Below are 12,589 nucleotides of genomic sequence, written 5' to 3'. Positions count from 1 at the left end.
CGCAATCTCCGGTGCCGCGCATTCAAACGCGGTAGGGCGCCATGATGCCGACTGCGCCCGGAAAGAAAATGCGCTTTCTTGTTGCGGTGACAATTTTGCCTTTTGCGGCAGGCTGGGTGTCCGGCGCAGTTGCACCGCATCTGCCCTTCCTGCTTGCAAAGGTTGGCAGGACCGCTGCCGTGAACACGAAGAAGAGCGAGCGGAAAGTTCCGTCGTTCCACCTCATGCCTGCGGGGAGAGAGTTAGGGTGAGGGGGCCGGCATAGCCGTGCGGCTGCTAATGGCTGCGGTTGGCGATAAAGCGGGCGGCCTGGTTGAGAATATCAGCGCGTGAGCCAAATGGCTCCAGCAATGTGGCCGCATCTGCGACCAGCGCTGCCAGCCGGGTTTCCGCCCAGGCCTGCCCGTGCAGTGACACCAGCGTGCCTTTGCCTCGGGCTGCATCCTTGCCGGTTGCCTTGCCCATCGTCTCGGCGTCCGCCGTCAGGTCGAGCAGATCGTCGGCCAGCTGGAAGGCAAGGCCGATGGTTTCGCCATATTGGCGCATCAGCTGCCGGTCACCGGCACTGCCGCCGGCGATGATGGCGCCGGCTTCGCAGGCAAAGCGGATCAGCGCGCCGGTTTTCATTGCCTGTAGCGTGACGATTGCCGCCTCATTCGGTGCCGATGTTTCGGCAGCTAGATCCAGCGCCTGCCCGCCGGCCATGCCGCCGATGCCGGAGGCGCGCGCGAGAGCGACCACCAATTCGGTCTTTTGCCGGTCAGTGAGGTGCGTTTCCGGCGCTGCGATGACGTCGAAGGCGAGCGTCAGAAGGCTGTCGCCTGCAAGGATCGCATTGGCCTCGCCATGGGCGATATGGACCGTCGGCTGGCCGCGCCTGAGATCATCGTCGTCCATCGCCGGAAGGTCGTCATGCACCAGCGAGTAGCTGTGCACGCACTCAAGCGCTGCACCGACACGCAGGGCCGCTTGCCTGTTGCCGCCAAGGAGGGCGGTGCTTTCCATGACCAGAAAGGGGCGCAGGCGTTTGCCGCCGTTCAGGAGGCCGTGGCGCATCGCGGCGATGAGGGATGCCGGCCGTGCGATCTCGTCTGCCTGCGGTTCTTCGTGGAGGATACCGATGAGGCAGGCCTCGACCTCTGTGGCGCTGCTCTTCAGGCGAATTTCGAAGGGTGTCTCGCTCATGCGGCGTTGTTTGGCATGACTGCGCGCCCGCTGGCAACGGGATTTTACCATATCGGCGTCCGCTGGCGCGGCTTGCTGTGCGTTACCGAGAAAACCGTTCAATTTTAGCCGCGCTTGTTCTATGAAAATTGAATGGATCATCAGGCGGGCGTTTCAGGGGTGGACATTGTACCGGAAACTCGGGAGGAGCAGGACGTGTCTTCCAGCCGTTCGCGGGGATGGGGTCAGGCCCTGCGCCGGCGCTGGCGCAAGATTCTGCTGATCGCGGTGGCGATTGCCATCCTGCCTTACGTGCTGATCGTCCTTTATGCGCCAAGCTTCATCCATCCGATTTCGACGCTGATGCTGCGCGATCTGCTGCTTTTCCGTGGTTATGACCGCCAATGGGTCGCCTTCGAGGATATATCGCCCAATCTGGTGCGATCGGTGATGATGTCGGAGGATGGCCAGTTCTGCATTCACGACGGTGTCGACTGGGTGCAGATGCGTGGCGTCGTCACCGATGCACTGGAGGGTGAAGCGACCCGGGGCGCCTCGACGATCCCGATGCAGACAGCCAAGAACCTGTTTTTGTGGAACGGCCGCTCCTTCATTCGCAAGGGGATGGAATTGCCTTTGGCGCTGGCAGCCGATTTCGTCTGGAGCAAACAGCGGATGATGGAACTCTATCTCAACGTCGCGGAGTGGGGTCCCGGTATCTATGGTGCGGAAGCGGCGGCAAAACACCATTTCGGCGTTCCTGCTGCAAAGCTGACCCGGCGGCAGGCAGCCCTTCTTGCCGTATCCCTACCCAATCCGATCGAGCGCAATGCCGGCAAACCGGGCCGTGGCCTGCGCAGCCTGGCCTCGCTGATCGAGCGCCGTGCCAGCCGGTCGGGCGAATATATCAAATGCCTTTATGAGTGAGATCAGGCTTTTTCATTAGAGCCTCTCCGGGAACGGTGTCATTCTGGCGTTGTGAAACTCTGCCATCCGGGCCTCATTCCTATCCTTGAAAAGGCTCGATTGTCCCATGGTCCCGATTGATTCATCCCTTATCGCGTTTGCGCGAAGTGCCAACAATATCCCGCCACCGCATTTGGGAACCCGCTACGATGCCGAAGGCCGCTTTCTGCACGAGCCTGGCAACACCGTCGTTTCCCATGTTGCTGCAGGGTCGTCTTCGCATGATGCAATCCTGACGGTGCGCGACCGATTAATGGCGATGCCGGAAGCCGGTCAGTTCGCCTTCACGCATGCGTCCAGCCTGCACATGACCATCTTCCAGGGCATCATAGAAGATCGTCGCAATCCGCCATATTGGCCCACGGATATGCCCCTGGACACGCCGATCGATGTGATGACGGCCCACTTTCGCGACAAGCTGAAGAATTTTCCGCCGCTTTCGCCCTTCCGTGCGCGTATTACCGAGGTGACGCCGCTTGGGCTGACGCTTGAAGGTGACAGCGTTGATGACCGGCGATGCCTGCGGGAATGGCGTGATGCCTTGGCGGGGGTTTTTGGCTATCGTCATCCGGACCATAACGATTACGTGTTTCACATCACTTTCGCCTATATGATCGATTGGCTCGCTGACGCGGCGCTGCCGCGCTGGCAGGAGATGCTGGCAAAAACGCTGGCCTATCTCAAGGCGCGGTCGCCCGTCGTCGATCTCGATCCTCCAGCTTTCTGCTCGTTTGAAGACATGAACCATTTCGAAGAGCTGATTGTCTTCGGACGCTCACCAAAGACAGTAAGGATGCGCCATGACCCAGTTGACGCTCTATATCGGTAACAAAAACTATTCCTCCTGGTCGTTGCGGCCTTGGCTTGCGCTGGAGGCTTGTGGCATCCCGTTTGAGGAGGTGCTTATCCCCTTCGATTTTCCGGCCGGTAACTCGAAGTTCAAGGATATTTCCCCGACAGGACAGGTTCCCGTCCTGCATCACGGCGACGTGCGTGTCTGGCAGTCGCTGGCAATCATCGAATATGCCGCCGAACTTTTCCCCGATTCCGGGCTCTGGCCCAAGGATCCGGCCGAGCGGGCGGTGGCGCGGGCCTATTCGATGGAAATGCTGTCCGGTTTCCAGGCGCTGCGCAACGCCTGCCCGATGAACATCCGCCGGGAAAAGCGGGCGATCGATCTGCCGGATGGTGTGATGGACGACGTCGAGCGCATCGAGACGATCTGGCGCGAGGCGGTGGCCCGCTCCGGCGGTCCGTTCCTGTTCGGCAGTTTTACGGCTGCCGATGCGATGTTTGCCCCGGTGGTCAATCGTTTCGAGATTTACGACCTCACCCGCAATCCCGGCTCGCTGGAATATATGGATGCGGTCAAGACCCATCCGGCCTTCCGCAAGTGGCAGGAGGCAGCGCTTCAGGAAACCTGGATCGTGCCGGAGGACGAGGCCTGATGCTTTTCCTGGGCGGGCGTTGCGAAAAAATGCCTGCAGGGACTGGTCAAACGCCTGTTGGGCATGTATAAGCCCGGCAAATTCCGAGATTGACATCTGTTTTTCCCGGCCAACAGACTGGCTGCGAAACAGAGTTTTGCCCGATAAGTGGAGTATGAAATGGCTGTACCTAAAAGAAAAACAAGCCCGTCCAAGCGTGGCATGCGCCGCTCCGCCGATGCGCTGAAGACGCCGACCTACATCGAAGACAAGAACTCCGGCGAACTGCGCCGTCCGCACCACATCGACCTGAAGACAGGCATGTACCGCGGCCGTCAGGTTCTGACCCCGAAGGCTTCCGCTTAATCAGCGGGCCGTCAGGCTGTGATTGGAAGGGCTGGCTTTTGCCGGCCCTTTTGCGTTGTCCGCTTGCAAGTAGCGCGGTGCGTTTTCCTCTTCCTCCGTCATAGTTTTCCCAAATCCCTGCCCTATCTGCCAGCCGCGGCCGTTTTCTTGACGCTTGCCGCGCCGTAAGGCACATATCGATCAATACCCGGCCGGAGAGGCTGGTGCGAGAAACTGGGAGCTGTTGCTGATGATTGCCGCCATTCCATTGCTGATCCTGCCGTTCATTCTCTACAATCTTGGAATGATGGGCGTCTTGGGAAGCGGCGGTGTCGCAGTTTTCGAAAACACCGTTTTCTCGATGACCATGCTGTCCGGTGCCGTCTGGACGATGAGCATGGGCGACCTGATGATCGTCATCGCGCTGGTGCTGCTTTTCGTCGAAATCCTCAAGGCAACCCGTATCAGCTCGAAAGCGCTGATGGACCATCTCTTGTCGATGGTACTGTTCATCGTCTTCCTGGTGGAATTCCTGCTGGTCGCCAATGCCGCAACCCAGGTCTTCTTCATCTTGATGACGATCTGCTTCATCGACGTCATCGCCGGCTTCTCCGTGTCGATGCGCACGGCCGGGCGGGATGTTTCCATCGGGCTCTGATCAAGCCTTGAAGGGTGCCGCGGGCCGTTCGAGACGGCGGCGCGGCACGAAGGCTTGTCAGCCGAGATTTTCCAGCTTCGTCTGCAGGGCGCGCAACTGTTCTTTCAGTTCATCGATGTCCTTGGCTTCCGCCTTGCGCGGTTCCTTGGCTGCGGGCGTTGCCGCCATGAAGGGCGAAAACATCTGCATGGCCTGATGGAAGAGATCAGTATTGCGCTTGACCTGTTCTTCCACCAGTTGCAGCGGAACAGACAGGTTCTTGCCGAGCGGTGTATCACCGAAGGCCTTGTTGATCTGCTCGCGCATCGTCACCTGCTGGTCGGTGAAGGCCTGCATCGAATGCTCAAGATAGCTCGGAACCACCATCTGCATCTGGTCGCCGTAGAACGAGATCAATTGGCGCAGGAAGGAGATCGGCAAGAGCGTGTTGCCGGTCTTGGATTCCTGCTCGAAGATGATCTGTGTCAGCACCGAATGGGTGATGTCATCGCCTGACTTCGCGTCCTGTACGGTGAACTCTTCTCCCTTTTTCACCATCACCGCGAGATCGTCGAGCGTCACATAGGTGCTCGTTCCGGTATTATACAGCCTCCGGTTGGCGTATTTTTTGATTACGATCTGACCGTCGTGTTTAGCCATCTGGGTCTCCTCCCCATGGTCCCGTCTTTATTATGTTTTTCCAGAGTACCCGCAAAAAACGGGTTCTGACAATCTCTTTGTGCGTTGCGTGGACGCAGGTGCAAAATTTTGCATCGGGACGAGATTGCATCAAGGTGTTTGACTTGCGCGGTCACCTTTGCCAGTCTTCAGCAATTGCGAAAAAAAGAACGAGGAAATATCTGATGAGCACTCCCTCCATCGTTATCGCCAGCGCCGGCCGAACCGCCGTCGGGTCGTTCAACGGCTCCTTTGCCAACACCCTTGCCCATGAGCTTGGCGCCGCTGTCATCAAGGGCGTGCTTGAGCGCGCCGGTGTCGAGGCCGCCGAAGTCGATGAGGTCATCCTCGGTCAGGTCCTTTCAGCCGGCGAAGGACAGAACCCGGCCCGCCAGGCGGCGATGAAGGCGGGTATCCCGCAGGAAGCGACGGCCTGGGGCATGAACCAGCTCTGCGGCTCGGGCCTGCGCGCCGTCGCGCTTGGCATGCAGCAGATTGCAACCGGCGATGCCAAGATCATCGTTGCCGGCGGCATGGAATCCATGTCGATGGCGCCGCACTGCGCGCACCTGCGCGGCGGCGTCAAGATGGGCGATTTCAAGATGGTCGATACCATGATCAAGGATGGCCTGACCGACGCCTTCTACGGCTATCACATGGGAACGACGGCCGAGAATGTCGCCAAGAAGTGGCAGCTTTCGCGTGAGGATCAGGACGTGTTTGCGCTGGGGTCGCAGAACAAGGCCGAGGCAGCTCAGAAGGCCGGACGCTTTGCCGACGAGATCATTCCCTTCATCGTCAAGGGCCGCAAGGGCGACGTCACCGTCGATCAGGACGAATATATCCGCCACGGTGCAACGCTGGACTCCATGACGAAGCTTCGTCCGGCCTTCGACAAGGAAGGCACGGTCACGGCTGCCAACGCTTCGGGCCTGAATGATGGAGCCGCCGCAACGCTTTTGATGACCGAAGCGGAAGCCGGACGCCGGGGTATCCAGCCGCTTGCCCGTATCGTCTCCTGGGCAACGGCCGGTGTCGATCCGCAGATCATGGGTGCCGGGCCGATCCCGGCTTCGCGCAAGGCTCTCGAAAAGGCCGGCTGGTCGGTTGCCGATCTCGAGCTTGTCGAGGCAAACGAGGCTTTCGCTGCCCAGGCCTGCGCGGTCAACAAGGATCTCGGCTGGGATACCTCGATCGTCAACGTTAATGGCGGCGCGATTGCCATCGGCCACCCGATCGGCGCGTCCGGTGCACGCGTGCTTAATACGCTTCTGTTCGAAATGAAGCGCCGCGGCGTCTCCAAGGGGCTGGCAACGCTCTGCATCGGTGGCGGCATGGGTGTTGCCATGTGCGTCGAACGGTTGTGACAAGCGATCGCTCCGGCCCTCGGGGCCGGAGCAAACTTCACGGCAAGAGCCGGAAGAACTGTTCTGCGCCCTTGGGCGCCAGCGTCGAAACAAGAAAGATACAACAGGGGGAGCAAGTCGGATGAGCAGGGTAGCATTGGTCACAGGCGGATCGCGCGGCATCGGCGCGGCTATATCCATCGCGTTAAAGGGGGCTGGATACAAGGTCGCCGCGACCTACGCCGGCAATGACGAAAAGGCGCAGGCCTTCACCGCCGTCACCGGTATTCCGACCTATAAATGGGACGTATCCGACTACAAGGAATGCACCAAAGGCATCGCACGTGTCGTTGACGAACTCGGCCCGATCGAAATTCTGGTCAACAATGCCGGCATCACCCGCGATGCAATGTTTCACAAGATGACGCCCGAGCAGTGGGGCGAGGTGGTCGATACCAACCTTACCGGACTGTTCAATATGACACATCCGGTCTGGACGGGGATGCGCGACCGCAATTTCGGACGCGTGATCAACATTTCCTCGATCAATGGTCAAAAGGGCCAGATGGGCCAGGCGAACTATTCGGCCGCAAAGGCGGGCGACCTCGGCTTTACCAAGGCACTCGCCCAGGAAGGCGCTGCCAAGGGCATCACGGTCAATGCAGTCTGCCCCGGCTATATCGGCACGGAGATGGTCCGGGCGATCCCGGAGAAGGTGCTGAACGAACGCATCATCCCGCAAATCCCCGTCGGCCGCCTTGGTGAACCCGATGAAATTGCCCGGATCGTCGTGTTCCTGGCATCCGATGATGCCGGTTTCATCACCGGTTCGACAATTTCTGCCAATGGTGGCCAGTTCTTCGTCTGATTAGGACGACCCCTTTTTGCTGACGGCGCCCTCACGGGCGCCGTTTTGCGTTGCCGGAAAAGGTTAATGCGCCCCGATCGAGAGGATGGCAAAACCGAAGTTATCCGCCATTCTCTATGGTTAACAATTTGATTTTATACAATATATCGCAGTGAACAAACCGGGAAACAGGTTGTGTCCGTGATTCGTCTCCGATTCGTTCCTGCTTTGGCTGAAGTGTTAATGCTGGTCCGTGACATTGCTTAAAACCGCTGTTCGCGCCGCCTGTCTTCGCCACTGTGATTTTTCGGAAAGCGAGATTGCGCAGAGGGTGATCACCTGATTTTAAGCCTGATCGGAATCTGGCGAAAGGGATGTCATCTTGCCTCGATGCGTCCGTCTCTTTTCGTACCATATCTTGTGCGAAAGAGGCGGCGAAAGAGGCCAGATCACCCTTCGTATTTGTTTTGTTCTGGGGTTCATTTTAAAAGCTACTAATATTTAGGGGTGTTTTGTTTTCTCTAGGGGTCGGTCAATTTTTCCCGAAAATTCAGCTATTTGGATTCTGAATCTCAGACTCGCCGTACTTTTCGTCTGGCGGGCAATGTTCATTTTTCGGAGGAATTGGCATGGAAAATATCGATTCAGCATCTGGTGTGAATCCCGGCTAAGAAGTCAACATTTAGCGGTGAACAAACCCTGAATCTGAGCAAGTGTGCGATTCGTCGCTGATTCGTTCCACCGCTGTTCCGGATTCCGGCGATCGAGGGTGGAAGTTATAGGCCGGGCGCGCCATTTGCACGTTTCATGACCCCGCGCCCCTTGCGTTTGCGCTTTGGCGTGGGCATGTGTTGTCCGCCGGTTGAAACGGCTTTGAAACGCCGTGAATGGCCTTCACAGACTGAAAGTGCGCAGGATCCATATAGTGCCTGACCAACCGATGATCTTGAGCGGCCGCGGCGTGATCGCGGTGCTCGGCCCCACCAATACCGGCAAGACGCATTACGCGATCGAGCGCATGATTGCGCACGAAAGCGGCGTCATCGGCCTGCCGCTGCGCCTTTTGGCGCGAGAAGTCTATACGCGTGTCGTCGAAAAGGTCGGTGCCCACAATGTCGCTCTGATCACCGGTGAGGAAAAGATCACCCCGCATATGGCGCGTTTCTCGGTCTGTACCGTCGAAGCCATGCCGCGCGAGACCAAGGCCGCCTTCGTCGCGATCGATGAAGTGCAGCTGGCCGGCGATCTGGAGCGTGGTCATATCTTCACCGACCGGCTGATGCATCTGCGCGGCCGCGTCGAGACGCTGCTGCTGGGTGCCGCGACCATGCGGCCTATCCTCGAACATCTGCTCCCCGGCATCACCGTCGTTGAACGTCCCCGCCTGTCGCAGCTTCTCTACGCGGGCTCCAAGAAGATCACCCGCCTGCCGCAACGCACGGCGATCGTCGCGTTTTCGGCCGAAGAGGTCTATGCGATCGCCGAGCTGATCCGCCGTCAGCGCGGCGGTGCTGCAGTCGTGCTCGGCGCCTTGTCGCCACGGACGCGCAACGCCCAGGTGGCGCTCTATCAGGCCGGCGATGTCGAATATCTGGTTGCGACCGATGCGATCGGCATGGGGCTTAACCTTGATGTCGATCATGTCGCCTTTGCGCAGGACCGGAAATATGACGGCTACCAGTTCCGCAATCTCAATCCCGGCGAGCTGGCGCAGATTGCCGGACGCGCCGGACGTCACCTGCGTGACGGTACCTTTGGCGTCACCTCGCGGGTCGAGCCGTTCGACAATGAACTGGTCCACCGGATCGAATCGCATCAGTTCGATCCGGTTCGTGTCCTTCAATGGCGCTCCAAGTCGCTCAACTACGCTTCCATACAGGCTCTGAAGAAGAGCCTGGACGCTGCACCCGCTGTCCACGGGCTCACACGGGCCTTGCCGGCGGTCGATCAGCAGGCTTTGGACTATCTTTCGCGCTATCCGGAGGTTACCAGTGTCGCAACCACACCGGAGCGTGTAGAAAAACTTTGGGAGGCCTGTGCGCTTCCCGACTACCGGCGTATAACGCCGGCGCAACATGCCGATCTGATTTCGACGATCTATGCCGATCTCGTTCGGCGTGGCACAGTGAATGAAGATTTCATGGCCGAACAGGTTCGCCGCGCGGACCATACGGACGGTGAAATCGATACATTGTCCGCGAGAATTGCACAAATAAGGACATGGACCTATGTGTCCAACCGTCCGGGATGGCTTGCCGATCCGACACACTGGCAAGAAAAGACGCGGGAAATCGAAGATCGATTGTCTGACGCGTTACATGAAAGGTTGACGAAACGCTTTGTTGATCGCAGGACATCTGTGCTCATGAAGCGCCTGAGAGAGAATGCGATGTTGGAAGCTGAAATCAGTGTAAATGGCGATGTCTTCGTTGAAGGTCATCATGTGGGACAATTGGCCGGGTTCCGTTTCACGCTGGCGACAGTGGCCGATGGTCTTGATGCGCGTGCAGCGCAAGGGGCCGCGCAAAAAGCGTTGGCTCTCGAATTCGAGGCGCGGGCAGCACGGCTGCATGCGGCGGGCAATGCCGATCTGGCTTTGTCGTCGGATGGTCTCGTGCGCTGGCTCGGCGATCCCGTGGCCAAGCTGACAGCCAGCGATCACATCATGCGTCCGCGCGTGCTGTTGCTCGCCGACGAGCAGTTGCAGGGCAATGCCCGCGAGCATGTGCTCGCCCGCATCGAACGCTTCGTCAATCATCACATCTCGACGGTGCTGAAACCGCTCGACGATCTGTCGCGCGCCGAAGACCTAGAAGGTCTCGCCAAGGGTCTGGCTTTTCAGCTGGTGGAAAACCTCGGTGTGATGTTCCGTCGCGATGTCGCCGATGACGTCAAGTCGCTGGATCAGGAAGCGCGTGCCTCCATCCGCCGCCACGGCATCCGCTTCGGCGCATATCACATTTTCATGCCGGCCCTTTTGAAGCCTGCTCCGGCGGAACTCATCACGCTGCTCTGGGCGTTGAAGAACGACGGTCTCGACAAGCCGGGCTACGGCGATCTGATCCCTGTTCTGGCCGCTGGCCGCACCTCGGTAGTCACCGATCCGACCTATGAGCGCACCTTCTATAAGCTGGCCGGTTTCCGCTTCCTTGGAAAGCGTGCTGTCCGTATCGATATCCTTGAGCGCCTCGCCGACCTGATCCGTCCGCTGCTGCAGTGGAAGCCGGGCACGACGGCGCGTCCGGACGGTGCCTATGATGGCCGCCGCTTTACCGCGACGACGGCGATGCTCTCTATTCTGGGAGCGACGCCGGACGATATGGAAGAGATCCTCAAGGGTCTCGGTTACCGAGCCGATGCCGTGAAGGTCGAGGAAGCTGCGGCTTTCCTCGTTGCACAGTCTGGATCTGCTGCACCGGCAATCGACACTGCAGCGTCTGAAGCACCGGCTGAAACCGCCGATCACGACGACGCGGATGCAGCGGGCGAAGAGCCGCACGCTGCTGAAGCGGTACCGGAACAGGCAGCAGAAACTGCTGCCGTTGTTGCGGAAGCCGATGCTCCTGCAGAAGCCGATGCGCCGGCGACCGAGCAGGTCGTCATTGCCGAGCAGGTTGGCGAAATGGCCGAGCCGGTCGAAGCCAAGCCGGTTCTTCTGTGGCGCCCAGGCAGCCGCAACGACAATCAGCGCTCGGGTGGACGCCCGCAGGGTGATCGCCGTGGTGGCAACAATCGTGCACCGCAGGGTGAAGCCCGCCGCGAAGGCGGTGAGCCGCGCCGTGAGGGTGAAGGCCGTCGCGAAGGTCGCGATGACAATCGCAAGCCGGGTGGTGGCGGCAGGCCTGACCGTAATCGCGGCCGTGACGGTGGCAAACCCCAGGGCGGCCAGCGGCAGGAGAAGGGCGACCGCCAGGATCGTCCGGATCGCAACGACCGCGGCGCTAAGCCGCAGGCCGCCAAGTTCGAGGCCCGTCCGCCGCGCAAGGAAAAGCCGATGGATCCGGATTCGCCTTTCGCCAAGCTCGCTGCCCTGAAGGAGCAGATGAAGAAATAAGGCCCAAGGTAACAGTATGGGTAAAAAACAGCCTCAGTCCCTGCCGGTTCTCCGCCAGCGTCTCGACAAATGGCTGTTCTTCACGCGCCTGCAAAAGACCCGCTCGATCGCCCAGAAGGCGATCGAGTCCGGCGATATCAAGGTCAACGGCGACCGTATCACCCAGCCATCGCATGCTCTGAAAGCCGGCGATGTGGTCGTTGTTTCGCTTGACCGGCGCGACACCATCGTACGCGTTTTGCTTCCCGGCGTCCGCCGCGGCCCCTATGAGGAAGCCCGCCTTCTCTATGACGATCTGACGCCGGCGGTTGTCCCTGGCGAAAAGCCGAATGTCTTCGATCAGGCGACACGCGAGCGCGGCAGCGGCCGGCCGACCAAGAAGGAACGGCGCGGCATCGACAGATTGCGATCGGGCTGGCATGAGGAATAGAAAACAGGATTAGAAAACTGTCCCGCCAGGCAGCTGTTTGGCGCATGGATTATTCTTGCAAAGCCCCCGCAAAGCCTTTACCTCACGGGGTAAATGAGCAGCCGTGCCGCGTCACGAAAGACGTTGGCGGGCTGGTATCCCCGAACGGATGCGGACAAGCGGACCTCTCTTGTGGTTCCTGTCTGCCGTCAAACGTGAGAAATCGCTGGAGTACCTCATGACGTATGTCGTGACCGACAATTGCATACGCTGCAAATATACCGATTGCGTCGAAGTGTGCCCGGTGGACTGCTTCTACGAAGGCGAGAATTTTCTGGTCATTCATCCCGACGAGTGCATCGACTGTGGCGTCTGCGAGCCGGAATGTCCGGCAGGCGCCATCAAGCCGGATACCGAACCGGGTCTCGACATGTGGCTGAAGGTCAATGCAGACTTCGCCACACAATGGCCCAATCTCACCGTCAAGCGTGATGAGATGCCGGAAGCCAAAGAAATGGACGGCGAAGAAGGCAAGTACGAAAAATACTTTTCGCCGAAGCCCGGTCAGGGGGACTGACGCAGGCAAGCGTCTAGCGCCGGATGATTCCCGGTTGCAAAAGATGGCGAAATTTGGGGAATCATGGCTTAACCATGTCCGTGCAGGGCTGGTTGGCCTTGATGGCCGTTGTAAAGCAAATTATTGATTTCTGCAGTTT

General features: G+C 59.2%; 13 protein-coding genes. 11 read left to right on the top strand and 2 right to left on the bottom strand.

Annotated features, from left to right (window positions below; genetic code table 11):
* Positions 1 to 41: 41 nt before the first annotated feature.
* Positions 42 to 251: a hypothetical protein gene (locus ACP7E0_RS14620; RefSeq protein WP_426125752.1), complete on the top strand. Its 210-nt coding sequence runs from the start codon at positions 42 to 44 to the stop codon at positions 249 to 251.
* A gap of 25 nt (positions 252 to 276) precedes the next feature.
* Here the strand turns inward: ACP7E0_RS14620 and ACP7E0_RS14615 are convergent, their stop codons facing one another.
* The gene (locus ACP7E0_RS14615) at positions 277 to 1,185 is read right to left on the bottom strand and encodes a polyprenyl synthetase family protein (protein WP_426125864.1); all 909 of its coding nucleotides are present in this window, start codon (positions 1,183 to 1,185) and stop codon (positions 277 to 279) included.
* A 159-nt stretch (positions 1,186 to 1,344) separates the two neighbouring features.
* Between ACP7E0_RS14615 and mtgA the strand changes: the two genes are divergently transcribed.
* The 5 genes from mtgA to ACP7E0_RS14590 all read left to right on the top strand — a co-directional run bounded on the left by mtgA (position 1,345) and on the right by ACP7E0_RS14590 (position 4,560).
* On the top strand, positions 1,345 to 2,091 hold the full coding sequence (gene mtgA, locus ACP7E0_RS14610; RefSeq protein WP_426125863.1) for a monofunctional biosynthetic peptidoglycan transglycosylase: 747 nt from the start codon (positions 1,345 to 1,347) through the stop codon (positions 2,089 to 2,091).
* A 106-nt stretch (positions 2,092 to 2,197) separates the two neighbouring features.
* Entirely contained in the window at positions 2,198 to 2,959 is a 762-nt protein-coding gene (locus ACP7E0_RS14605; RefSeq protein WP_426125751.1) for a DUF1868 domain-containing protein, read from the top strand.
* Positions 2,931 to 3,578, top strand: a complete 648-nt coding sequence (locus ACP7E0_RS14600; protein ID WP_426125750.1) for a glutathione S-transferase family protein — start codon at positions 2,931 to 2,933, stop codon at positions 3,576 to 3,578. The genes ACP7E0_RS14605 and ACP7E0_RS14600 overlap by 29 nt, the downstream gene beginning before the upstream one ends.
* Positions 3,579 to 3,737: 159 nt before the next feature.
* Positions 3,738 to 3,923 carry a 50S ribosomal protein L32 gene (gene rpmF / locus ACP7E0_RS14595; RefSeq protein WP_037097119.1) on the top strand — a complete coding sequence of 62 codons (186 nt, stop codon included), beginning with the start codon at positions 3,738 to 3,740 and terminating at the stop codon, positions 3,921 to 3,923.
* A gap of 229 nt (positions 3,924 to 4,152) precedes the next feature.
* Positions 4,153 to 4,560, top strand: coding sequence for a hypothetical protein (locus tag ACP7E0_RS14590; RefSeq protein ID WP_113241725.1), 408 nt, complete (start codon positions 4,153 to 4,155; stop codon positions 4,558 to 4,560).
* A gap of 57 nt (positions 4,561 to 4,617) precedes the next feature.
* Here the strand turns inward: ACP7E0_RS14590 and phaR are convergent, their stop codons facing one another.
* Positions 4,618 to 5,199 (bottom strand): polyhydroxyalkanoate synthesis repressor PhaR, encoded by a 582-nt coding sequence (gene phaR / locus ACP7E0_RS14585; RefSeq protein WP_113312996.1) that lies wholly within the window; start codon positions 5,197 to 5,199, stop codon positions 4,618 to 4,620.
* Between the two features lie 203 nt (positions 5,200 to 5,402).
* Here phaR and ACP7E0_RS14580 point away from each other — a divergent pair, with 203 nt between their 5' ends.
* The 5 genes from ACP7E0_RS14580 to fdxA all read left to right on the top strand — a co-directional run bounded on the left by ACP7E0_RS14580 (position 5,403) and on the right by fdxA (position 12,450).
* Complete coding sequence (locus ACP7E0_RS14580; RefSeq protein ID WP_426125748.1) at positions 5,403 to 6,584, top strand: acetyl-CoA C-acetyltransferase; 1,182 nt, start codon at positions 5,403 to 5,405, stop codon at positions 6,582 to 6,584.
* Between the two features lie 121 nt (positions 6,585 to 6,705).
* A complete protein-coding gene (locus ACP7E0_RS14575; protein WP_426125747.1) occupies positions 6,706 to 7,431 on the top strand; it encodes a beta-ketoacyl-ACP reductase in 726 nt (241 codons plus the stop codon).
* Between the two features lie 919 nt (positions 7,432 to 8,350).
* Positions 8,351 to 11,464 (top strand): helicase-related protein, encoded by a 3,114-nt coding sequence (locus ACP7E0_RS14570; protein ID WP_426125862.1) that lies wholly within the window; start codon positions 8,351 to 8,353, stop codon positions 11,462 to 11,464.
* Positions 11,465 to 11,480: 16 nt separating this feature from the next.
* A complete protein-coding gene (locus ACP7E0_RS14565; protein WP_426125746.1) occupies positions 11,481 to 11,894 on the top strand; it encodes an RNA-binding S4 domain-containing protein in 414 nt (137 codons plus the stop codon).
* A 217-nt stretch (positions 11,895 to 12,111) separates the two neighbouring features.
* Positions 12,112 to 12,450 carry a ferredoxin FdxA gene (fdxA, locus tag ACP7E0_RS14560; protein WP_113241731.1) on the top strand — a complete coding sequence of 113 codons (339 nt, stop codon included), beginning with the start codon at positions 12,112 to 12,114 and terminating at the stop codon, positions 12,448 to 12,450.
* Positions 12,451 to 12,589: the final 139 nt, after the last annotated feature.

Origin of the sequence: Pararhizobium sp. PWRC1-1 (genome assembly GCF_049897905.1) — a bacterium.
Classification (GTDB): domain Bacteria; phylum Pseudomonadota; class Alphaproteobacteria; order Rhizobiales; family Rhizobiaceae; genus Pararhizobium.
The sequence above is the reverse complement of the archived record's forward strand: the minus strand, read 5'-3'. Positions and strand labels throughout refer to the sequence as shown.

Coding starts and splice junctions, on each gene's coding strand:
- ACP7E0_RS14620 (WP_426125752.1), top strand. CDS start 42: ATGATGCCGACTGCGCCCGGAAAGAAAATGCGCTTTCTTGTTGCGGTG.
- ACP7E0_RS14565 (WP_426125746.1), top strand. CDS start 11,481: ATGGGTAAAAAACAGCCTCAGTCCCTGCCGGTTCTCCGCCAGCGTCTC.
- ACP7E0_RS14580 (WP_426125748.1), top strand. CDS start 5,403: ATGAGCACTCCCTCCATCGTTATCGCCAGCGCCGGCCGAACCGCCGTC.
- ACP7E0_RS14590 (WP_113241725.1), top strand. CDS start 4,153: ATGATTGCCGCCATTCCATTGCTGATCCTGCCGTTCATTCTCTACAAT.
- ACP7E0_RS14605 (WP_426125751.1), top strand. CDS start 2,198: ATGGTCCCGATTGATTCATCCCTTATCGCGTTTGCGCGAAGTGCCAAC.
- rpmF (WP_037097119.1), top strand. CDS start 3,738: ATGGCTGTACCTAAAAGAAAAACAAGCCCGTCCAAGCGTGGCATGCGC.
- ACP7E0_RS14575 (WP_426125747.1), top strand. CDS start 6,706: ATGAGCAGGGTAGCATTGGTCACAGGCGGATCGCGCGGCATCGGCGCG.
- ACP7E0_RS14570 (WP_426125862.1), top strand. CDS start 8,351: ATGATCTTGAGCGGCCGCGGCGTGATCGCGGTGCTCGGCCCCACCAAT.
- fdxA (WP_113241731.1), top strand. CDS start 12,112: ATGACGTATGTCGTGACCGACAATTGCATACGCTGCAAATATACCGAT.
- phaR (WP_113312996.1), bottom strand. CDS start 5,199: ATGGCTAAACACGACGGTCAGATCGTAATCAAAAAATACGCCAACCGG.
- ACP7E0_RS14615 (WP_426125864.1), bottom strand. CDS start 1,185: ATGAGCGAGACACCCTTCGAAATTCGCCTGAAGAGCAGCGCCACAGAG.
- ACP7E0_RS14600 (WP_426125750.1), top strand. CDS start 2,931: ATGACCCAGTTGACGCTCTATATCGGTAACAAAAACTATTCCTCCTGG.